At 54.9% G+C, this 21125-nt stretch carries 26 protein-coding genes and 1 tRNA gene; 6 read left to right on the forward strand and 21 right to left on the reverse strand.

Going from position 1 to position 21125, the window contains the following annotated elements:
• Nucleotides 1–10 precede the first annotated feature (10 nt).
• The 9 genes from glyA to AC8GFP_RS10150 form a co-directional block, all read right to left on the reverse strand.
• Complete coding sequence (gene glyA / locus AC8GFP_RS10110; RefSeq protein ID WP_506612797.1) at nt 11–1306, reverse strand: serine hydroxymethyltransferase; 1296 nt, start codon at nt 1304–1306, stop codon at nt 11–13.
• Between the two features lie 38 nt (nt 1307–1344).
• Nucleotides 1345–2382 (reverse strand): class II fructose-bisphosphate aldolase, encoded by a 1038-nt coding sequence (gene fba, locus AC8GFP_RS10115; RefSeq protein WP_506612799.1) that lies wholly within the window; start codon nt 2380–2382, stop codon nt 1345–1347.
• Between the two features lie 32 nt (nt 2383–2414).
• Nucleotides 2415–3287 carry a phosphoribulokinase gene (locus AC8GFP_RS10120; RefSeq protein WP_506612801.1) on the reverse strand — a complete coding sequence of 291 codons (873 nt, stop codon included), beginning with the start codon at nt 3285–3287 and terminating at the stop codon, nt 2415–2417.
• Nucleotides 3288–3309: 22 nt separating this feature from the next.
• Nucleotides 3310–4404 (reverse strand): class 1 fructose-bisphosphatase, encoded by a 1095-nt coding sequence (locus tag AC8GFP_RS10125; RefSeq protein ID WP_506612803.1) that lies wholly within the window; start codon nt 4402–4404, stop codon nt 3310–3312.
• A 14-nt stretch (nt 4405–4418) separates the two neighbouring features.
• Nucleotides 4419–5132, reverse strand: a complete 714-nt coding sequence (locus AC8GFP_RS10130) for an HAD-IA family hydrolase (RefSeq protein ID WP_506612975.1) — start codon at nt 5130–5132, stop codon at nt 4419–4421.
• Between the two features lie 5 nt (nt 5133–5137).
• Nucleotides 5138–6106: a CbbX protein gene (cbbX, locus tag AC8GFP_RS10135; protein ID WP_506612805.1), complete on the reverse strand. Its 969-nt coding sequence runs from the start codon at nt 6104–6106 to the stop codon at nt 5138–5140.
• A gap of 19 nt (nt 6107–6125) precedes the next feature.
• A complete protein-coding gene (locus AC8GFP_RS10140; protein ID WP_506612807.1) occupies nt 6126–6566 on the reverse strand; it encodes a ribulose bisphosphate carboxylase small subunit in 441 nt (146 codons plus the stop codon).
• A gap of 18 nt (nt 6567–6584) precedes the next feature.
• Nucleotides 6585–8042 carry a form I ribulose bisphosphate carboxylase large subunit gene (locus AC8GFP_RS10145; protein ID WP_506612808.1) on the reverse strand — a complete coding sequence of 486 codons (1458 nt, stop codon included), beginning with the start codon at nt 8040–8042 and terminating at the stop codon, nt 6585–6587.
• 61 nt (nt 8043–8103) lie between these two features.
• The gene (locus AC8GFP_RS10150; protein ID WP_506612985.1) at nt 8104–8226 is read right to left on the reverse strand and encodes a hypothetical protein; all 123 of its coding nucleotides are present in this window, start codon (nt 8224–8226) and stop codon (nt 8104–8106) included.
• Here AC8GFP_RS10150 and AC8GFP_RS10155 point away from each other — a divergent pair.
• On the forward strand, nt 8170–9075 hold the full coding sequence (locus AC8GFP_RS10155; protein WP_506612977.1) for a LysR family transcriptional regulator: 906 nt from the start codon (nt 8170–8172) through the stop codon (nt 9073–9075). The two genes, AC8GFP_RS10150 and AC8GFP_RS10155, sit on opposite strands and share 57 nt — an antisense overlap.
• On the opposite strand, the gene AC8GFP_RS10160 is transcribed toward AC8GFP_RS10155, so the two are convergent.
• Nucleotides 9076–9151, reverse strand: a tRNA-Arg gene (locus tag AC8GFP_RS10160).
• A 120-nt stretch (nt 9152–9271) separates the two neighbouring features.
• Here AC8GFP_RS10160 and AC8GFP_RS10165 point away from each other — a divergent pair.
• The gene (locus AC8GFP_RS10165; protein ID WP_506612810.1) at nt 9272–9778 is read left to right on the forward strand and encodes a c-type cytochrome; all 507 of its coding nucleotides are present in this window, start codon (nt 9272–9274) and stop codon (nt 9776–9778) included.
• Here AC8GFP_RS10165 and AC8GFP_RS10170 read toward each other — a convergent pair.
• The 11 genes from AC8GFP_RS10170 to AC8GFP_RS10220 are packed head-to-tail and all read right to left on the reverse strand — an operon-like array spanning nt 9771 to nt 17867.
• Nucleotides 9771–10304, reverse strand: a complete 534-nt coding sequence (locus AC8GFP_RS10170; RefSeq protein ID WP_506612812.1) for a DUF2946 family protein — start codon at nt 10302–10304, stop codon at nt 9771–9773. The two genes, AC8GFP_RS10165 and AC8GFP_RS10170, sit on opposite strands and share 8 nt — an antisense overlap.
• A gap of 3 nt (nt 10305–10307) precedes the next feature.
• A complete protein-coding gene (locus AC8GFP_RS10175) occupies nt 10308–10760 on the reverse strand; it encodes a YybH family protein (RefSeq protein WP_506612814.1) in 453 nt (150 codons plus the stop codon).
• A complete protein-coding gene (locus tag AC8GFP_RS10180; RefSeq protein WP_506612816.1) occupies nt 10761–11177 on the reverse strand; it encodes a F0F1 ATP synthase subunit epsilon in 417 nt (138 codons plus the stop codon).
• 38 nt (nt 11178–11215) lie between these two features.
• Nucleotides 11216–12637 carry a F0F1 ATP synthase subunit beta gene (gene atpD / locus AC8GFP_RS10185; protein ID WP_506612818.1) on the reverse strand — a complete coding sequence of 474 codons (1422 nt, stop codon included), beginning with the start codon at nt 12635–12637 and terminating at the stop codon, nt 11216–11218.
• A 27-nt stretch (nt 12638–12664) separates the two neighbouring features.
• The gene (gene atpG / locus AC8GFP_RS10190; RefSeq protein WP_506612820.1) at nt 12665–13540 is read right to left on the reverse strand and encodes a F0F1 ATP synthase subunit gamma; all 876 of its coding nucleotides are present in this window, start codon (nt 13538–13540) and stop codon (nt 12665–12667) included.
• A 27-nt stretch (nt 13541–13567) separates the two neighbouring features.
• On the reverse strand, nt 13568–15106 hold the full coding sequence (gene atpA, locus AC8GFP_RS10195) for a F0F1 ATP synthase subunit alpha (protein WP_506612822.1): 1539 nt from the start codon (nt 15104–15106) through the stop codon (nt 13568–13570).
• Nucleotides 15107–15155: 49 nt separating this feature from the next.
• Nucleotides 15156–15686, reverse strand: coding sequence for a F0F1 ATP synthase subunit delta (locus AC8GFP_RS10200; protein WP_506612824.1), 531 nt, complete (start codon nt 15684–15686; stop codon nt 15156–15158).
• Between the two features lie 9 nt (nt 15687–15695).
• Nucleotides 15696–16166 (reverse strand): F0F1 ATP synthase subunit B, encoded by a 471-nt coding sequence (locus AC8GFP_RS10205; RefSeq protein WP_506612826.1) that lies wholly within the window; start codon nt 16164–16166, stop codon nt 15696–15698.
• A 31-nt stretch (nt 16167–16197) separates the two neighbouring features.
• Complete coding sequence (gene atpE, locus AC8GFP_RS10210) at nt 16198–16446, reverse strand: F0F1 ATP synthase subunit C (protein WP_506612828.1); 249 nt, start codon at nt 16444–16446, stop codon at nt 16198–16200.
• A gap of 46 nt (nt 16447–16492) precedes the next feature.
• Nucleotides 16493–17341 (reverse strand): F0F1 ATP synthase subunit A, encoded by an 849-nt coding sequence (gene atpB, locus AC8GFP_RS10215; protein ID WP_506612830.1) that lies wholly within the window; start codon nt 17339–17341, stop codon nt 16493–16495.
• A 10-nt stretch (nt 17342–17351) separates the two neighbouring features.
• Nucleotides 17352–17867, reverse strand: a complete 516-nt coding sequence (locus AC8GFP_RS10220; protein ID WP_506612832.1) for an ATP synthase subunit I — start codon at nt 17865–17867, stop codon at nt 17352–17354.
• An 84-nt stretch (nt 17868–17951) separates the two neighbouring features.
• On the opposite strand from AC8GFP_RS10220, the gene AC8GFP_RS10225 reads away from it, so the two are divergent.
• The 4 genes from AC8GFP_RS10225 to AC8GFP_RS10240 are packed head-to-tail and all read left to right on the forward strand — an operon-like array spanning nt 17952 to nt 21114.
• Nucleotides 17952–18230, forward strand: coding sequence for an HP0495 family protein (locus AC8GFP_RS10225; RefSeq protein WP_506612834.1), 279 nt, complete (start codon nt 17952–17954; stop codon nt 18228–18230).
• Between the two features lie 59 nt (nt 18231–18289).
• On the forward strand, nt 18290–18922 hold the full coding sequence (gene lipB, locus AC8GFP_RS10230; protein ID WP_506612979.1) for a lipoyl(octanoyl) transferase LipB: 633 nt from the start codon (nt 18290–18292) through the stop codon (nt 18920–18922).
• Nucleotides 18923–18946: 24 nt separating this feature from the next.
• Nucleotides 18947–19927, forward strand: a complete 981-nt coding sequence (gene lipA / locus AC8GFP_RS10235; protein ID WP_506612836.1) for a lipoyl synthase — start codon at nt 18947–18949, stop codon at nt 19925–19927.
• Nucleotides 19924–21114 (forward strand): MFS transporter, encoded by a 1191-nt coding sequence (locus tag AC8GFP_RS10240; RefSeq protein ID WP_506612838.1) that lies wholly within the window; start codon nt 19924–19926, stop codon nt 21112–21114. Before lipA ends, AC8GFP_RS10240 begins: the two co-directional genes overlap by 4 nt.
• Nucleotides 21115–21125 lie beyond the last annotated feature (11 nt).

Here is a 21125-nt window from a genome sequence, read left to right on the forward strand (position 1 = left end):
ATTGCGTGCATCAGGGATGCAAAACACTGTCGCCATAAACGGGGAACGGCGCCACCAACTCGGCCACCTTGGTGCGCACTTTGGCGATGTGCTGAGCGTCATCAGGCGCTTCCAGCACATCGGCAATCAGGTGCGCAGTCATGCGCGCTTGCTCTTGACCAAAACCACGCGTGGTCATGGCCGGGGTGCCCAAACGGATACCACTGGTGACCATGGGTTTTTCGGGGTCGTTGGGAATACCGTTTTTGTTGCAAGTGATGTGGGCCTGGCCCAAGGCCAGCTCAGCGGCTTTGCCGGTGATGCCTTTGGCGCGCAAATCAACCAACATCACATGGCTTTCCGTACGACCACTGACAATGCGCAAGCCGCGTTCAACCAAGGTTTTGGCCAAGGTGTCTGCATTCAACAAGACCTGTTGTTGATAGGCTTTGAAGGCGGGCTGCAAGGCTTCATGAAAGGCTGTGGCCTTGCCAGCGATGACATGCATCAAGGGGCCGCCTTGCATGCCTGGGAAGACAGCGCTGTTGATTTTTTTGGCCATCTCTTCACTGTTGGTCAGGATGATGCCTCCGCGTGGGCCGCGCAAGCTCTTGTGCGTGGTGGAAGTCACGACATCGGCAAAAGGCATGGGGTTGGGATAGGCGCCACCCGCAATCAAGCCCGAATAGTGCGCCATGTCCACCATCAGGTAAGCGCCAATGCTTTTGGCCACCTGGGCAAATTTTTCCCAGTCAATCTTCAGCGAATAGGCAGAAGCACCCGCAATGATCAGCTTGGGTTTGTGGGTATGCGCCATGCGTTCCATGGCTTCGTAATCAATTTCTTCGGCAGCATTCAAGCCATAGCTCACGACATTGAACCATTTGCCACTCATGTTCAAGTGCATGCCGTGGGTCAAGTGACCGCCTTCGGCCAGGCTCATGCCCATGATCGTGTCGCCCGGTTGCAGCAAGGCCAAAAACACGGCTTGATTGGCTTGCGAACCGGAGTTGGCCTGGACGTTGGCGAACTGCGCACCATACAGCTCTTTTAAACGATCAATGCAAAGCTGCTCGACGATATCGACAAATTCACACCCGCCGTAGTAACGCTTGCCAGGGTAGCCTTCAGCATACTTGTTGGTGAGGATAGAGCCTTGCATGCGCATGACGGCAGGACTGGTGTAATTTTCAGAAGCAATCAATTCGATGTGCTGCTCCTGACGATGGGCCTCTTGCAACACAGCCGCCCACAGGTGCGGATCGCTCTGAGACACATCAGATTGGGCAGGAAAGGCCAAGAGGGCTGGGGTGACTTTGTTCAGCATGAAATTGATTCCAAAAAAATGAATGTTAAAAAAAGAGATCAGGCGTAGCGACTGGCCATGTTGTCGAGGGAAACGGGTTTGATATGGTGGGCATGGCCAGCACAGCCAAAGGCTTCAAAACGCGCCTTGCAAATACCGCGTGCGGCTTTGCGTGCAGCGATCAAGGCTTTGCGTGGATCGAATTCGCTGCGGTCTTGGGCAAACGCCTGGCGCATCGCGCCGGTCATGGCCAAACGGATGTCGGTATCGATGTTGACCTTGCGCACACCCGAGCGGATGCCGCGCTGAATTTCTTCCACCGGCACGCCATAGGTTTCTTTGATGTCGCCACCAAACTCACGGATGATGGCCAACCACTCTTGGGGCACGCTGCTAGAGCCGTGCATCACCAAATGGGTGTTGGGAATGCTGTTGTGAATGGCCACGATCTGGTCCATGGCCAAAATGTCACCCGTGGGCTTGCGGGTGAATTTGTAAGCGCCATGGCTGGTGCCAATCGCAATGGCCAGCGCATCAACGCCCGTGCGTTCGACAAAATCTTTGGCCTGCACAGGGTCGGTGAGCAGCATGTCGTGGGTCAACTTACCCACGGCTCCGATGCCGTCTTCTTCCCCGGCTTCACCGGTCTCCAATGAGCCCAAACAACCGAGTTCGCCTTCCACTGACACACCAACTGCATGGGCCATTTCACAGACACGGCGGGTGACGTCCACGTTGTAGTCGTAACTGGCGGGTGTTTTGCCGTCTTGCATCAGCGAGCCATCCATCATCACGCTGGAAAAACCGGAACGTATGGATTGCTGACAGACCGCGGGTGAGACGCCGTGGTCTTGGTGCATCACCACAGGAATATCCGGGTGCGATTCAATCGCCGCCAACACCAAATGGCGCAAGTAGGCTTCGCCCGCATACTTGCGTGCACCTGCGGAGGCTTGCAAGATGACCGGGCTGTGGGTTTCTTGCGCAGCCTCCATGATGGCCTGCACTTGCTCGAGGTTGTTGACATTGAAAGCAGGGACGCCATAGCCGTGTTCGGCGGCGTGATCTAAAACTTGGCGCAAAGAAACCAGGGCCATGAAATTCTCCAGTGAATAAAAGAGGGGTGGCCTCAGGCCTTTTTCTGCCGTTCCATCATCCGCCACACAAAGGGCGTGAAGATGAGTTGCATGGCCAGTTCCATCTTGCCGCCGGGCACCACCACGGTGTTGGCACGCGACATGAAGGAGTCGTGGATCATGTTGAGCAAATAGGGGAAGTCAATGCCCTTGGGGTTGGCAAAACGAATGACAACAAAGCTTTCATCGGGCGCGGGAATCTCGCGGGCGATGAACGGGTTCGAGGTGTCCACACAAGGCACACGCTGAAAGTTCACGTGGGTGTGGGCAAACTGTGGGCAGATGTAGTTCACATAGTCGGGCATGCGACGCAAAATGGTGTCGGTCACCGCCTCGGTGCTGTAACCGCGCTTGGATTTGTCGCGCCACAATTTTTGAATCCACTCGAGGTTGATGACCGGCACCACGCCAATCAACAAGTCGGGGTGTTGCGCAATGTTCACCTCGGGTGTGACCACCGCGCCATGCAAGCCTTCGTAAAACAGCAAGTCGGTGCCTTTGGGTACATCTTCCCAGGGGGTGAAGGTGCCTGGGTCTTGTTTGTAAGGCGCGGCTTCTTCAGAGTCGTGCAGGTATTTACGGCGCTTGCCGGTGCCAGATTCGCCATAGGTGCGAAACAAGGTTTCCAACTCCGAGAACAAGTTGGTGGTGGGACCAAAGTGGCTGAAATTGTTATTCCCCTGCTTTTCAGCCTCGGCCGCTCTTTTGCGCATTTCTAAGCGGTCGTAGCGGTGAAAGCTGTCACCCTCGATGATGGCAGCGGTGACCTTTTCACGCCGAAAAATGTTTTCAAAGGTGCGGGTCACCGAAGTGGTACCGGCACCTGACGAACCGGTGATGGCAATGATGGGGTGTTTGACAGACATGGCTCAGACTTTCAGTAATCAATCAATCGCGAAACAAGGTTCGCTCGGCAAACAGCGGCGTGTTGTGTTCTTTTTCAAGCGGTTCATGGTGGTATTGCTCAATCCGCTCTACTTCGTTTTTAGAACCAAACACCAAACCAATACGCTGATGTAAATCACTTGGCTGAACCGACAGCATCGGCTCGCGTCCCGTGCTGGCTCGGCCACCGGCCTGCTCCATGACCATGCCAATCGGGTTGGCCTCATAAAGCAAACGCAGGCGTCCCGGTTTGCTTGGATCTTTGGTGTCGCGCGGGTACATGAAAACACCGCCACGCATCAAAATGCGGTGCGCCTCGGCCACCATGGAAGCGATCCAACGCATGTTGAAGTCTTTGCCCCTTGGCCCTGATTTGCCTGCCAAACATTCATCCACATAACGCTTGATGGGTGATTCCCAGAAACGGCTGTTGGAGGCGTTGATGGCAAATTCTTGGGTGTCTTCGGGTACTTTCAAGGCTGGGTGGGTCAGCATGTACTCGCCCAAATTCGGGTCCAGTGTGAATCCCACCACGCCATTTCCCACGGTCAACACCAGCATGGTGGTGGGGCCATAAAGCGCATAGCCAGCGGCTACTTGGGTGGCACCAGTTTGCAAAAAATCTTGCGCTGTGATGTCACGGCCGCTGTCTATGGCTTCTTGCGGCGCACGCAAGACAGAAAAAATACTGCCCACCGAAACATTCACATCAATGTTGCTAGAGCCATCCAGAGGGTCAAACACCAACAGGTATTTGCCGCGAGGATGTTGCGACGGAATTTGATACGGCTCGGACATTTCCTCCGATGCCATGCCCGCCAAATGGCCGCCCCACTGGTTCATTCGAACAAACAAGTCATTGCTCAAAACATCCAGTTTCTTTTGTGTTTCACCTTGCACATTGATGGAGCCACCAGCTTCAGGCGCATGGTCACCATAAACACCACCCAATTCACCCATTGATACAGCGCGGGCAATGGCTTTGCAAGCCAAGGCCACATCCAAGATCAACGCATTGAAGTCTCCCTTGGAGTCAGGAAAGCGTCGACGCTCTTGAATCAAATACTGTGTCAAAGTGGTTCGGTAGCGCAATGGCATCTGTTCTTCCTGTCTTAAGGTTGGTTTTGCGCATGCCATGCGCGCAACTGCGCCAAGCCCACGCCATCCAAGTTGGGCATCAGCTTGGCCGCGCCCTTGAAGTCTTGGTCTGCCGTGAAACTGGTGGGTGTGATGATGGTGGCCAGGCCCGCGCCCATGGCTGCTTGCAATCCATTGTTGGAGTCTTCAAACGCCAAACAGGCTTTGGCAGGCAAGCCCAAGCGCGTCAAGGTTTGGGTGTAAACCTGAGGATGTGGTTTTTTCTTCGGCGCGGTCGAGGCGTCTTCAATCACCACAAACAGGTCTTTCCAATGGGGGCCGATGGCTCCGCGCAAGAGCACGGCAATATTGACCGGCGAGGTGGTGGTGGCAATTGCCAATCGCAATCCTTCAGCATGGGCCGCTTCAATCAAACCCAACACGCCAGGACGCAATTGAACATGGCCTTGCTGCACAGCCGCTTCGTAAGCTGCTGTTTTGATTGCGTGCAAGCGCTCAATCGTGTCATGGAGTGCACCCCCATCGATCACCTTCATGTCGGGGTGACGCTGCATCCAATAGTGCCGCATGCGTTCTTTGCCACCCGAGATTTTCAGCAACTCTGTGTACAGCGCCACATCCCAATGCCAATCCAAACCTTCTTCAGCAAAGGCTTGGTTGAAGGAGGTCATGTGAACCTGCTCGGTATCGGCCAAGGTGCCATCAACGTCAAAAATCAGGGCCTGCAAATGGCTCATGAACTTGCCTTCGTGGTTTGGAAAACGCGACTGGCCAAAATATCTTGGGCGCGTAAAGTGGACAAATCTTCTGCAGTTAACTCTTGATGGGGGTTGGCAAACAAGCGACTGGCTTGTCGCAAACGGGCACGCTCTAGCGCGTTGCGAACACTTCGGGCATTGGCAAAATGAGGTTGCTGTTTGCGCAATTGCAAATAGCGTTCAAAGGCGAGTTGGGCCTCCTCATCCAATTTGTAATTTTGGAACTCCAGCATGTGATGAGCGATTTGCGCCAACTCATCTTCAGCGTAGTCAGGGAATTCAATGTGGTGTGCAATGCGTGAATTCATGCCCGGATTGGATTGAAAAAAGGTGTCCATGCGGTCTTTGTAGCCGGCCAATATCACCACCAAATCATCGCGCTGGTTTTCCATCACTTGCAGCAATATTTCAATCGCCTCTTGGCCATAATCCCGTTCGTTTTCAGGCCGATACAAGTAGTAGGCCTCGTCAATGAAGAGCACGCCGCCCATGGCCTTTTTCAGCACTTCTTTGGTTTTGGGTGCGGTGTGGCCAATGTATTGGCCGACCAAGTCATCCCGCGTGACCGCCACCAAGTGACCGCTTCGCACATAGCCCAATTCGTGCAGAATTTGCGCCATGCGCATGGCGACGGTGGTTTTGCCCGTGCCGGGGTTGCCTGTGAAGCTCATGTGCAAGGATGGTGCTTGAGCCGCCAACCCCAGGTTCATGCGCAAGCGGTCAATCACCAGCAAAGCAGCGATGTCACGGATGCGGGTCTTCACAGGCTTTAAACCAACCAAGTCATGGTCTAAAGCGTCCATCACCTGTTGTACTTGGGTTTGAGCCATGACTTCCGCCACAGTCCGTGCACCTGTGTCATTGACAGAAGCCACAGGTGCTGCACTGGCACCCATGGCTGGCTGGGTGGTGATACCGGGCAGGTTGTAGGCAGGTGCGTTCATTGTCAAGCCTGGCTTTCAATCATTTGCCATAGCGGCTGTTTTCGGGCTTGTCCATCGGGTAGCCGTGCGTGGTGTAACGCAAACTGCGGCCCTGTACTTCCTGACGCTCTAGTCGGAAACCTGTCTCATGGGGCGGACGATGCACGATAAAGCTCATCGCCACGGACTCGATGCCACGGGTGGAATCAAATGCCATCAATCGAATGTAGTGGTTGGGGAATGTTTTGCGGCAAGTATTGACTTCCAACAAAACGCCTGCGGGGTCTTTCAAGTCAAACATGGGCATGCCAAACATGTCCCAATAGGTATTGCGCGGATGCACGTCATCGGTGTACTCAACGCTCCATGCATATCCTTTATTGAGGCCGTATTGGATTTGCATGCTGATTTCAGCATCTGTCAGGTCTGGCAAAAAGCTGAACTGGCCTTGGGTTACTTTTCCGGTTGGATTGGTCAACATGGTGTGTATTCCTTCGTTTCAAGCTACAGATGGGGTGACGGCATAGTCGCTGCTGTCGGTGGACTGGTAATTGAAGCTGATGTCACCCCAGGTATCGAGTGCTGCTTGCAAAGGCGTACAACCCTTGGCAGCATTTTTCAAAATAGTGGGGCCTTCTTCCAGGATGTTTTTACCTTCGTTGCGTGCCTTGACCATGGCCTCCAAAGCCACGCGGTTGGCCACCGCACCGGCTTGGATGCCTTGCGGGTGACCAATGGTGCCGCCACCAAACTGCAACACCACATCATCACCAAACAGGTCGATGAGTTGGTGCATTTGTCCAGCATGAATGCCGCCTGAGGCCACGGGCATCACTTTTTTCGTGTCTGCCCAATCCATGTCGAAGAACAGGCCGCGCTGCAAATCTGTTTTGGTGTGACTGTCTCGGCAAACGTTGTAGTAGCCTTGGACCGTCATGGGGTCGCCCTCGAGTTTGCCCACAGCCGTACCACAGTGCAAATGGTCACATCCAGCCAAGCGAAGCCATTTAGCGATGACGCGGAAACTCACGCCGTGGTTTTTCTGACGTGTGTAGGTGCCGTGACCGGCTCGGTGCATGTGCATGATCATGTCATTTTTTCGGCACCATTCCGCCATGGATTGAATGGCGGTATAGCCAATCACCAAATCGACCATGATGATCACGCTGCCCAAGTCGCGTGCAAATTCAGCTCGCTCATACATCTGCTCCATGGTCCCGGCGGTGACGTTCAGATAAGAGCCTTTGACCTCACCGGTGACCGCTTGCGCTTTGTTGACACCGTCCATCACATACAAGAAGCGGTCACGCCAGTGCATGAAGGGTTGTGAGTTGATGTTTTCATCATCCTTCATGAAGTCCAGTCCACCCTTGAGGCCCTCGTAAATCACGCGGCCATAGTTTCTTCCTGACAAACCCAACTTGGGTTTGGTGGTGGCACCCAACAATGGGCGTCCAAATTTGTCCAAACGCTCTCGTTCAACGATCATCCCAGTGGGCGGGCCTTTGAAGGTTTTGATGTAGGCCACTGGAATGCGGATGTCTTCCAACCGAGCGGCTTTGAGCGGCTTGAACGAAAAAACGTTGCCAATCAAAGAGGCGGTCATGTTGGCAATCGACCCTTCTTCAAACAGGATCAAGTCATAGGCGACCCAAGCAAAGTACTCGCCTGGCCGGCCAGGCACAGCCTCTACTTTGTAGGCCTTGGCGCGGTAACTGTCGCATGCACTCAAGCGATCGGTCCAGACCACGGTCCAAGTAGCGGTTGATGACTCGCCGGCCACCGCCGCTGCGGCCTCTTCCGGATCGACACCCTCTTGTGGCGTGATGCGAAACAAGCAAATGGTGTCCGTGTCAGAAGGGACATAGTCGGGCATCCAATAGCCCATTTGCTTGTATTTCAATACGCCAGCGCTGTAGCGCTTCTTGACATCGGTGATCTGGGTGCTTGCGGTCATCAAAAACTCCGTTTGGTTTGAAGATGTGAAGACTTTAAAAAAGATGGCAGAATAAGTAAATTCACATTTTCAAAGCTTTCAATTCAGCTTTTCTTATTTGAAAAACGCCACTTTCCGCCAATTGCGGATGTTCAATGCAGTCGCCAAGCACCTGAGTTTTGCCAAAGCTGCCGAGATTTTGCATGTGTCTGCGCCTGCAATCACTATGCAAATCAAGGAGTTAGAGGCAGAAGTGGGGATGCCACTGTTTGAGCGTCAAGGCCGCAAAGTGTCTTTGACCACCAGTGGCGAGTACATGCTGGTGTACACCCGCAAAATGCTCGCTTTGCTCAAAGATGCCGAAGACGCTGCCGCCCGTTTGCAGCGGATCGAGACCGGCAAACTCACGATTGGCATGGTGGACACGACCACTTATTTCATTCCCGCTCTGCTGAGCGAGTTTCTGAAACAACACGAGGGGATTGAGTTGGTGCTGAATGTGGGCAACCGGCGCGACCTGATTCAATGGCTCAGCAACAGCGAGGTGGATATTGCCATCATGGGTCGGCCCCCTTCTGAGATGTCCACCCGTTCCGAGCCTTTTGCCGCCAACCCCTTGGTGTTTGTAGCTTCGCCCAAGCATCCGCTTGCCAGCGAAAAAGGTCTTCGTGCGGAAGATTTGCGCCAGCAATCCTTCATTGTTCGCGAGCAAGGCTCTGGCACTCGAACATCGATGGAGGCTTTCTTCACACAAGCACGATTCCAGCCGCGTTTCACCATGGAGCTGCAAAGCAATGACGCCATCAAACAAGCGGTGAAAGCCAATTTAGGTTTGAGTTTTTTATCCCAACACACGATTGCCTTGGAGATCCAAGCTCAACAGTTGTGTATTTTGGATGTGCACCAAACCCCCATGGTGAGGGCCTGGAACGTGGTGCACATGATGTCCAAAATGCTTTCACCGGCAGCGGAGGCTTTTCGCTACTTTATTTTGGAGCACGCCGAAACTTATTTGGCTGATCAATTTGGCGAGCTGCGAAGCCCAAGGAATTGATGGTGCGGCTGGCGGGGATCGAACCCACGACCCTTGGCTTCGGAGGCCAATACTCTATCCACTGAGCTACAGCCGCATGCCTCTATTGTAGGTGTCGCTCTGTTCTTAGCAGCACACGCATCTTTGTCAGCCTTGTGGAAGTCATTGGATGGCTATAATTTCCCATGCTTTTTATCCCCTTTCAAAGAAAGTCATCATGAGCGATCAGCACGAAGAAGCCCACACCGGACCAGTCAAAACACCCAAGCAATTTTTAGCTGTGGTTTTCTTGTCTTTTGTTGTGCCCATTTTTGTCATCATTGGATTGGTCTACTTCATTGACGCCCAAAACAAGCCATCCGCTGGCGCTGACAACAGCAGTGAAGCGGTTGCTGCCCGCATTCAAAAGGTTGGCGCTGTACAGGTCAAAGATGCCAATCGGCCTGCAAAGACTGGTGAAGAGGTTTTCAAGGCGCAGTGTGGCGCTTGTCACCTGAGTGGTGCGGCGGGTGCGCCCAAGTTGGGCGATACGGCGGCTTGGGCGCCACGCATCAAGACGGGCTATGCTGCTTTGTTGAACTCGGCACTCAAAGGCAAAAATGCGATGGGCGCTCAAGTTGGTGGCGAACACAACGACTATGAGATCGCTCGATCTGTCGTTTACTTGGCCAATGGGAGCGGCGGCAAGTTTGCGGATCCAACACCACCTGCTGCAGCTAACTAACTGGCCCATTCCGCTGCTGCGGGCTGATGACAAAACCGTACGTGCTTGCCAGTTTGCTGGCAAGCATTTTTTTTTCTGGCCAGCGTTTATCTTCCAATGCCGTTGCCGCCAGCAAGACGTCTTGGCTGTGAACCAGACCTAAACCCTGAGGGGTGCTTAAATAAACGCGCCCCATTTCGTCCACAACACAGTGCTGCACTTGTTGGACGACATGACCCCCATCGGTGACACGCCCGTCGTCATGAATGCGCCAAACAAATGGCGCAGATGCCAACTCTACAAAGACACGCTGGGGGCCGTTTTGGAAAAACCAAGCACCGTGCTCATCATGAGTGTAGTTGCGCTGGATGAATTCAATCAGCTTGGTGTGCACCAGTTTGCTGCCTTTGACTTGGGGGAAAGGTCCCAGCGCTTGCACTGCATCGTCGCGCATGTACCAGTCGCCTCGATCGTCTAATCCCAACCAGCCGTAGCAAGCTGGCACATTCGGCCATTTGCGCATCGCTTGATGGACCAAGTCGTCCATGTTTCAGTGCAAAACTGAAGGCAAAGATTCAATGTGCGCCAGCATTTCTTGCTGTGTGCCCGGGCTGGCGTGGTGCGCAACCATGCGCCAACCTTGCGGGGTCCGCATGTAAATATTGGTGGCAACCACATAGGCCACAGCATCGCCCTCAGGTGTGTGCAGCTCAATGCGCTCCACCAGGTTGTGCATGGCACTGGTGATGGATTCCACTTTGCGCACATGCTCTGGGTGTGCGTTGATGACACCGTTGGCAAACATGGTGTCAAAAGAATTGCGTATGCTTTCAGCCCCCAACAAACGAGGACCGCCGGGATGCACACAAACAATGTCGTCTTCGTCAGCCCAACAGGCCATCAGGCGAGTGACATCGCCGGTTCGCAAGGCTTCGTAAAAGGCCGCTTCAATTTCATCGGCCGTGCCGCCGATGGTGGCTGCTTGAAGCTTGGCCTTGGGCAATTATTTTTTACTTCGGTATTTGCGCAACGCGGCCAATTGCGCAGCAAACACGTACAGCTCCGCTTGAGCGGCTGCCAAGTCCACATCAGATTTGGCGTTTTTGAGGTGTTCCTCCGCCGCCTTTTTGGCGGCATTGGCACGCTCTTCGTCCAAGTCGGCGCCGCGCACTGCGGTGTCAGACAAGACGGTCACACCATTGGGCTGGATCTCCAAAATACCGCCAGCGACAAACACAAACTCTTCTTCACCGTCGGGTTTTTGGATGCGCACCGAACCGGCTTTGATGCGCGAGATCAGCGGTGTGTGGCGGGGATAAATACCAAGTTCACCAACTTCACCTGGCAATGCCACGAAAGTGGCCTCGCCCGAGTAAATCAGTTCTTCGGCACTGACCACATCAACTTGCATGGTTTTCATGGGGTTTCCTTGTCAGGTGCGTTGGCTGCCAACCTGCATCAAATTTTCTTGGCTTTTTCGATGGCCTCGTCGATGGTGCCCACCATGTAGAACGCTTGTTCTGGCATGTGATCGCATTCGCCAGCCACAATCATCTTGAAGCCGCGGATGGTTTCAGACAAGGTGACGTACTTACCAGGTGAACCGGTGAACACCTCTGCCACGTGGAAAGGCTGGCTCAGGAAACGCTGGATTTTCCGAGCGCGGGCCACAGCCAATTTGTCTTCTGGGGCCAATTCGTCCATGCCCAAAATGGCAATGATGTCGCGCAATTCTTTGTAGCGCTGCAAGGTCCCTTGAACCGCACGAGCGGTTTCATAGTGGTCGGTGCCAACCACCAAGGGATCGAGCTGTCGACTGGTGGAATCCAAAGGGTCCACCGCAGGATAGATACCCAGAGAAGCAATATCACGAGACAACACCACGGTGGAGTCCAAGTGGGCGAAGGTGGTGGCAGGCGACGGATCGGTCAAGTCATCGGCTGGCACGTAAACGGCTTGGATAGACGTGATAGAGCCGACTTTGGTGGAGGTGATCCGCTCTTGTAAACGACCCATTTCTTCGGCGAGGGTTGGTTGGTAGCCCACAGCAGAAGGCATGCGACCCAACAGCGCGGACACTTCGGTACCGGCCAAGGTGTAACGGTAGATGTTGTCCACGAAGAACAGCACATCTTTGCCTTCGTCGCGGAAGGATTCGGCGATGGTCAAGCCAGTCAGCGCCACGCGCAAACGGTTGCCGGGGGGCTCGTTCATCTGACCGTAAACCATGGCCACTTTGGATTCTTCCAAGTTTGCCAAGTTCACCACGCCTGAGTCGGCCATCTCGTGATAGAAGTCATTGCCTTCACGGGTACGTTCACCCACACCAGCAAACACCGACAAACCGCTGTGCGCCTTGGCGATGTTGTTGATCAGTTCCATCATGTTCACGGTTTTGCCCACACCCGCGCCACCGAACAAACCGACCTTGCCGCCTTTGGCGAAGGGACAGACCAAGTCAATCACCTTGATGCCGGTTTCCAGCAGTTCTTGAGAAGGGCTGAGTTCGTCGTAAGCCGGAGCTTTGCGGTGGATCGAGGCTGTTTGGGTTTGGTCAACGGGACCACGTTCGTCGATGGGTGAACCCAACACGTCCATGATGCGGCCCAGCGTGGCTTTACCCACCGGCACAGTGATGGCCGCACCGGTGTTGGTGACCATCAAGCCGCGGCGCAAGCCGTCAGAGGTGCCCAAAGCAATGGTGCGCACGATACCGTCACCCAACTGCTGTTGCACTTCCAAGGTCAAAGCTGAACCTTCGAGTTTGAGCGCGTCATAGATGCGGGGCATGTGATCGCGAGGAAACTCCACGTCCACCACGGCGCCAATACATTGGACGATTTTTCCTTGAATACCTGCGTTGGTCATTGCCTGAGCCATGTTGATTTGCTCCAAAAATAAATAGGGTTACACCGCCGCTGCACCGGCCACGATTTCGGACAATTCCTTCGTGATCGCTGCTTGACGGGTTTTGTTGTAAATGAGTTTGAGTTCGCCAATGACATTGCCTGCGTTGTCCGTGGCTGCCTTCATGGCCACCATGCGGGCAGATTGTTCAGAGGCCATGTTTTCAGCCACAGCTTGATAGACCAAGGACTCGATGTACAACTCGAGCAAATCGTCAATCACCGAGGGTGCATCGGGTTCGTACAAGTAGTCCCATGCGTAGCTGCCTGCAGCCCGTGTTTCGGCTTGCATCTTGTGATCCGACAAGGGCAGCAATTGCTCGATGACCGGCTCTTGCTTCATGGTGTTGATGAACTTGGTGTAGCACAGGTACACCGCATCTAGTTTGCCTTCCGTGTAAGCATCCATCATGACCTTGACGGCACCAATGAGTTTTTCCAGATGCGGCTTGTCACCCAATTGGGTGACTTGCGCCAACACGGGTGCGCCCACACGGTTTAAAAAACCCAAGCCTTTGTTGCCAATGGCCACCGTTTGGGGGGTGGCGCCAGCGGATTGGAGGTCTTTGAAACGATGGGTCAGGGCACGCAAAATATTGGTGTTCATGCCACCGCACAATCCTTTGTCGGTGGTCACCACGATGTAGCCCGTGGCTTTGGCATCGTGGATTTTCATGAACGGGTGAACATACTCGGGGTTGGCTTGCCCTAAATGGCTGGCGATGTTGCGCACCTTTTCGCTGTAAGGACGCGCCGCACGCATGCGCTCTTGCGCCTTGCGCATTTTGGACGCCGCCACCATTTCCATGGCCTTGGTGATCTTCTTGGTGTTTTCCACCGATTTGATCTTGCCGCGTATTTCCTTGCCTACTGCCATGAAGTGCTCCTTGCTGCTTGATGGCGTTTAAACAAAGGACTTTTTGAAGGCTTCAATGGCCTTCACCAAATCAGCTTCAGCATCTTTGTCCATGGCTTTGTCTTTTTCCATTTTGGCCAACAAGGCTGCGCACTTGTCTTTCAAATGATGGTGCAAGCCAGCTTCAAAATGCAGCACTTGGTTGACTTCGATGTCATCCAAGAAGCCTTTATTGGCGGCATACAAAGTAGCGGCCATCAAGCTGATGGGCAGCGGGCTGTATTGGGGCTGCTTCAACAATTCAGTCACGCGAGCGCCACGATCCAGCTGCTTGCGGGTGGCCTCATCCAAGTCGGATGCGAACTGCGCAAACGCGGCCAATTCGCGGTATTGGGCCAAGTCGGTACGAATACCACCTGACAGGCTCTTCACCAGCTTGGTTTGTGCTGCACCACCAACACGTGAGACTGAAATACCAGCATTGATGGCTGGCCTGACACCTGCATTGAACAACGAGGTTTCCAAGAAGATTTGACCGTCGGTGATGGAGATCACGTTGGTGGGCACGAAGGCCGACACGTCACCCGCCTGGGTTTCAATGATGGGCAGCGCTGTGAGTGAGCCAGTTTTGCCTTTGACTTCACCTTTGGTGAAAGCTTCTACATAGTCGGCGTTCACGCGGGCTGCACGCTCGAGCAAACGGCTGTGCAAATAAAACACGTCACCGGGGTAGGCTTCGCGGCCTGGTGGACGGCGCAACAACAAAGATACTTGACGGTAAGCCACCGCTTGCTTGGACAAATCGTCATACACAATCAGTGCGTCTTGACCGCGGTCGCGAAAGTACTCGCCCATGGTGCAACCTGAATAGGCCGACACATACTGCATCGCGGCTGATTCAGAGGCCGAGGCAGCCACCACGATGGTGTAGTCCATGGCGCCGGCTTTTTCCAAAGAACGCACCACGTTTTTGATAGACGAGGCCTTTTGACCAATGGCCACATAAATACAGGTCATGTGCTGACCTTTTTGATTGATGATGGCGTCAATCGCAACAGCGGTTTTTCCGGTCTGACGGTCACCAATGATCAATTCGCGCTGACCACGGCCCACTGGCACCATGGAGTCGATCGACTTCAAGCCAGTTTGCATAGGCTGGTCCACAGACTGACGGGCAATCACACCAGGAGCGACTTTTTCAATCACGTCGGTCATCTTGGCGTTGATCGGACCTTTGCCGTCGATGGGATGACCCAAAGCGTTGACCACGCGGCCAATCAGTTCGGGGCCCACAGGCACTTCCAAAATACGGCCGGTGCATTTGACCGTGTCGCCTTCAGAGATGTGCTCGTACTCACCCAAAATCACCGCGCCGACAGAGTCGCGCTCGAGGTTCAGCGCCAGGCCGAAGGTGTTGTTGGGGAACTCAAGCATCTCGCCTTGCATCACATCGGACAAACCATGGATGCGGCAAATACCATCGGTCACGGAAATCACGGTGCCTTGGTTGCGCACATTCGTGTTGCCGCTTGAACCCTCGATGCGGGTTTTGATGAGTTGAGAAATTTCTGCGGGATTGAGTTGCATGACTCTTTCCTTCTTCCTATGTGAGGCCAACGTGCATGAGCGGGATTGCTCAGGCTGTCAGCGCGACTTTCATTTGTTCCAAACGGGCTTTGACGGAGGTGTCGAGCACCTCGTCGCCGACCACCACACGTACGCCCCCAATGAGCTCGGGCTCAAGAGCCACTTGCACAGTGAGTTTGCTGCCAAAGCGTTTTTCAATCACTTTGGTCAAATCGTCAAGGGCAGCGCCCTCGATGGGAAATGCACTGTGCACCACCGCTTGGCGCACGCCTGTCAAAGCGTCCACCAACACATGAAAGTGACGGGCAATTTCAGGCAAGACCGCCAAGCGTCCGTTGTCAACCAAGATGGCGAGAAGGTTCACCGCTGCTGCTGACAAAGATTTGGGGCCGACTTGGGCGATCAAATCCAATACTTGGGCATGGGTGACTTTGGGGTCATGGGCGTATTGCAGCAAACCAGGGTCTGCAGCAACCACCGCCAAATCATCCAGCCATTCTGCAGCTTTGGCGGCATCGGCCTTGACCACCTGAAACAAAGCTTCAGCGTAAGGGCGGGCAATGGTAGCGAGTTCAGCCATGTTGCGTCCTCAAAGTTCCGACTTCAATCTGCCCAACAAGTCGGCATGCACACTGGCATTGACTTCTTTGCGCAGAATTTGCTCGGCCCCTTTGATGGCCAACACCGCCACGTGGTCACGCAGCCCTTCCTTGGCCTTGAGCAAGGCTTGCTCGGATTCAAGGTGAGCGGCAGCGATGATTTTGTTCGCCTCTTCCGTCGCTTTGTGCTTGGCCTCTTCGATGATGATGGCCGCCCTGTGCTCAGCGTCCGCGATGCGGGCTGCTGCATCATTGCGGTTTTTCGCCAACTCGACTTCAACATGCTTGTGCGCGTTGGTCAGTTCGATTTGGGCGTGCTCAGCGGCTTTCAAGCCATGGGCAATTTTTTCGGCGCGTTCATCCAAAGCGGTTGCGATGGGCGGCCACACGAATTTCATCGTGAACCACACCAAAATGGCAAAAACAATGGCTTGAACGAACAGGGTTGCGTTGATGCTCACGTCAACACCTCTCTAAGGGTTGTGGCAAGAATTACTTCAAGACGAAGGGATTGGCGAAAGCAAACATCATGGCGATACCAACGCCAATCAAGAAAGCCGCGTCAATCAAACCTGCCAGCAAAAACATTTTGGTTTGCAATTCGTTCATCAATTCGGGCTGACGAGCAGCAGCTTCAAGGTATTTGCTACCCATGATGCCAATACCAATACAAGCACCAATGGCGCCCAAGCCAATGATCAGACCTGAGGCCAGTGCGACTAAACCAAGTACGTGTTCCATGAGAAGCTCCTAAGCAAGATGATGGAAGGTTGAAAAAAACGAGAAATCAATGCGCGTCGTGTGCTTGCCCGATGTAGACCAAGGTCAACATCATGAAAATAAAGGCTTGCAACGCGACGATCAAGATGTGGAAGATGGCCCAGATGGAGCCGGCAATGATGTGGCCAATGGGCAACAAAATGCCCGTCAAACTCATGGCCGCTGCGCCACCCATCAATGCGATCAGCATGAAGATGAGTTCGCCAGCATACATGTTGCCAAACAGTCGCATGCCGTGGGACACGGTTTTAGCGACAAATTCAATCATTTGGAAACCAAAATTGATGGGCCACAGTATCGGGTGGGCGCCAAAAGGGGCTGTGGTGAGTTCGTGGAACCAACCGCCCAAGCCTTTGATTTTGACGTTGTAAAACAAACAAATCAGCAGCACCGAGCAAGACAAACCCAAGGTGGTGGACAAATCGGCGGTGGGCACCACACGGAAATAATGGATGCTGTGGCTCAAGCCCGTCCAAGCAAAAATTTGGTGGAACAAATCGACCGGCAAAAAGTCCATGCTGTTGAGCAGGAAAACCCAAACAAACACGGTGAGCGCCAAGGGAGACACCAGCTTGCGGCTTTCAGCGTTGTGCACAATGCCACGCGCCTGGGTATCGACCATTTCAAACAGAATTTCAACCGCGGCTTGGAAACGGCCGGGGACACCAGAAGTGGCTGCACGGGCGGCGCGCCACAGGAAAAAACTACCGACTGCGCCCAACAACACAGACCAGAAAATCGAATCAATGTTCACAACCGAGAAATCAATCACGCCACCCATGGGCTTGCTTTGCAAGTGGGTCAGGTGGTGACCGATGTACTCCCCAGCGGTGAGCGTCTTGACGGGTTCCGACATGTTCAACTCTTTACAAAGTGGTGGTTGGATTGGACTTTAAGGGGGACTTGCCCCAAATCAGCGCCAACCAATACACCTTCATCGTCACAATCAAGCCTGCCAACAAGGCAGGCCAACTCAAATCTTCAATCAATCGCGGCGCCAACACCATCAGCAACACGGTCAGGGCCATCTTGACGCCTTGCCATACGGCAAAACTCAGGGCAGCCGTGAAAGCATTGACCGATGCCGTCCGGGATTTCAGCCCCCGGGCAAACAAAGCCGCAGGAAGCACCACCGACAGTGCGCCATAGATCAAGGACACAAACAGCGACCACTGGCCGAACCAGAGAAACACTGCAATGGCCAACACCAAGGCCGTCAACAACTGCACCACCAACACCCACCACACCGATAACTTCGGCTGGTTTTGTCGCCAAGCTTGGGCTTCTTCGGCCGAAAAAGTGTGAAACTCCTCTTCCGCCGAATCCTCCAAACCAGACGATGAACGCTGGCCGCTGACTGAGTTGGACAATGTCTTGTTCATCCTTGACAAGCCTTTTCAGTGCAGCAAAGCCTGCTATTGTAGGGGAAGTTACTGACACTTTTCGAATATGGTTAATTCCTGCGCATGAACGCCACACCACCCAGCAAAGACAGCCTGATTGACTATCCCTGCGATTTCCCCATCAAGGTCATGGGTTTGAAGGTGGAGGGTTACATCGACGCCATGAGTTATGTGGTCCGCCAATTCGATCCGGATTGGACAGAAGACCGACTGGAAACCCGGGAAAGCGCTGGTGGCAAGTACCTCAGCCTGACCTTCACCGTGCGCGCCACCAGCCGCGAGCAACTCGACGAGCTGTACCGCACCCTGAGCAGCCACCCGATGGCCAAAGTGGTACTTTAGTGAGCGATTTTTTGTTGCGCTCTTGGGGGCCGGTGGCTTTTGAAACCAGCTACCAAGCCATGCAAGACTTCACGGCCGCCCGCGCAGCCGACACCCCGGATGAACTTTGGCTGTGTGAGCACCCACCTGTGTTCACCTTGGGTCTGGCGGGACAGGATGCGCACCTGCTGGCCCCGGGCGAAATCCCGGTGCTGGCCACCAACCGAGGCGGACAAGTCACCTTCCACGGTCCGGGTCAGGTGGTGGCGTATCCGCTGGTGGACTTGAAGCGGGCGGGCTATTTCGTGAAAGAGTATGTGCACCGGATTGAAGAAGCTGTCTTGAAAACCCTGCTGCACTTCAACGTGACGGGTCACCGGGTGGCGGGCGCACCGGGTATTTATGTGCGCACCCTCGACCCGCACAACCACAGTCCCCTGCCGCAACGCCCACAACAACATGCCGCCAAGACCGCGCCCGATTTCACCGGCGTGGCCAAAATCGCCGCTTTGGGCGTGAAGGTCTCGCGCCACTGCACCTACCATGGCGTGGCCTTGAACGTGCACATGGATTTATCACCCTTTGAGCGCATCAACCCTTGTGGTTATGCAGGTTTGCAAACCACCGATCTTTTTACAATGGGTGTCGATGTCAGCTGGCAAGAAGCGGCTGATGTGCTGAGCCACAAGCTTGTCACCTACCTCACGCCCTGACACGGCCTCTTCAAAGCTCACGCCATGACCACTGCGACCGACCTGCCTACACCGCCCGCTTACGACCCCAGCGCCAAGCAAAAGTCTGCCTCCAAGGTCTCGCGCATCCCGATCAAGGTCGAGCACACCGGTGAGGTGCTGAAAAAACCAGATTGGATTCGCGTCAAAGCCGGTTCGCCGAATTCACGCTTTTATGAAATCAAAGACATCTTGCGTGCCAACAAGCTGGTGACGGTGTGCGAAGAAGCCAGTTGCCCCAACATCGGCGAATGCTTTGGCAAGGGCACGGCCACCTTCATGATCATGGGGGACAAATGCACTCGGCGCTGCCCGTTTTGCGATGTCGGCCACGGCCGCCCCGACCCGCTGGATGTGAACGAGCCCGCCAACTTGGCCAAAACCATCGCTGCTTTGAAGCTGCAGTATGTGGTGATCACCAGCGTGGACCGCGACGACTTGCGCGATGGCGGCGCTGGGCATTTCGTGGCATGCATCCAGCAAACCCGCGCCTTGTCGCCCCACACCCAAATTGAGGTGCTGGTGCCCGACTTCCGTGGCCGCGACGACCGCGCCCTGAGCATCTTGCAAGCTGCTCCGCCGGACGTGATGAACCACAACCTGGAAACCGTGCCGCGTTTGTACAAAGAAGCGCGCCCGGGCAGTGACTACGCCTTCAGCCTGAACCTGCTGAAAAAATTCAAAGCCCTGTTCCCTCATGTGCCCACCAAAAGCGGCTTGATGGTGGGCTTGGGCGAAACCGACGAAGAAATATTGGCGGTGATGCAAGACATGCGAGCCCATGACATCGACAGGCTGACCATCGGCCAATATTTGGCGCCCAGTGGTCACCACCTGCCAGTGCGCCGCTATGTGCATCCCGACACCTTCAAGATTTTCGAAGCCAAGGCCCGCGAGATGGGCTTTCAGCACGCCGCCGTGGGCGCCATGGTGCGCTCCAGCTACCACGCCGATCAGCAAGCCCACGCCGCCCTATCGGCCCCATGACCGCCGCCCGCCCAGCCATCCCACGTGGCATCTGGGTGCTGGGCTTTGTCAGCATGCTGATGGACATCTCCTCGGAGATGGTGCACAGCTTGCTGCCCATGTTCCTGGTGGGTTCTTTGGGTGTGTCAGTGCTGGTGGTCGGTTTGATCGAAGGCTTGGCCGAGGCCACCGCGCTCATTGTCAAAGTTTTTTCGGGCAGCCTGAGTGACTACCTGGGCAAGCGCAAGGGTTTGGCCGTGCTGGGCTACGCGCTTGGCGCTTTGAGCAAACCCTTGTTTGCCCTCTCGTCTGGCGCGGGTTTGGTCATCACGGCACGTTTGATCGACCGCGTGGGCAAGGGCATCCGTGGTGCGCCACGTGACGCACTGGTGGCTGACATCGCGCCACCCGAGGTGCGCGGTGCGGCGTTTGGCCTGCGTCAATCGTTGGACACCGTGGGTGCTTTCACCGGACCGCTGTTGGCCGTCGGCCTCATGCTCTTGTGGGCCAACGACTTTCGCGCCGTGTTTTGGGTGGCGGTCATTCCGGGCTTGCTCAGTGTGTTGCTGCTGATGGTTGGCGTGACCGAGCCCGAGCGACATGCCAACGCGCCCCGAACCAACCCGATCAACCGGGCCAACATGCGCCGCTTGAGCGCGGCCTACTGGTGGGTGGTGGGCATTGGCGCGGTGTTCACCTTGGCGCGTTTCAGCGAGGCTTTTTTGGTGCTGCGTGCGCAACAACTGGGTGTGGCCATGGCCTGGGTGCCGCTGGTGATGGTGGCCATGAACTTGGTGTATGCCGCCAGCGCTTACCCGTTTGGTTGGTTGTCGGACCGCGTCAGCCACAGCCGTTTGCTGGTGGCTGGCCTGTTGGTGTTGATCTTGGCCGACGCCGTGTTGGCTGTCAGCACCGACTGGGTGAGCCTGTTGATCGGCGTGGCCTTGTGGGGCGTGCACATGGGCATGACGCAAGGCTTGTTGGCCACCATGGTGGCCGACACCGCACCCGCTGATTTGCGCGGCACCGCCTTTGGCCTGTTCAACCTGGTCAGTGGCGTGGCCATGCTGGTGGCCAGTGTTGTGGCAGGATGGCTTTGGGAAACGCAGGGCGCGTCGTTCACGTTTGTGGGCGGCGGCGTGTTTGCGGTGTTGGCCTTGCTGGTGCTTGGTCTGCGCCCTTCTGATGACAACAAAGGCAGTGCATGAACACCGATGAC

Source organism: Limnohabitans simekii (SeqCode), from assembly GCF_965234735.1.
Classification (GTDB): domain Bacteria; phylum Pseudomonadota; class Gammaproteobacteria; order Burkholderiales; family Burkholderiaceae_C; genus Limnohabitans; species Limnohabitans simekii.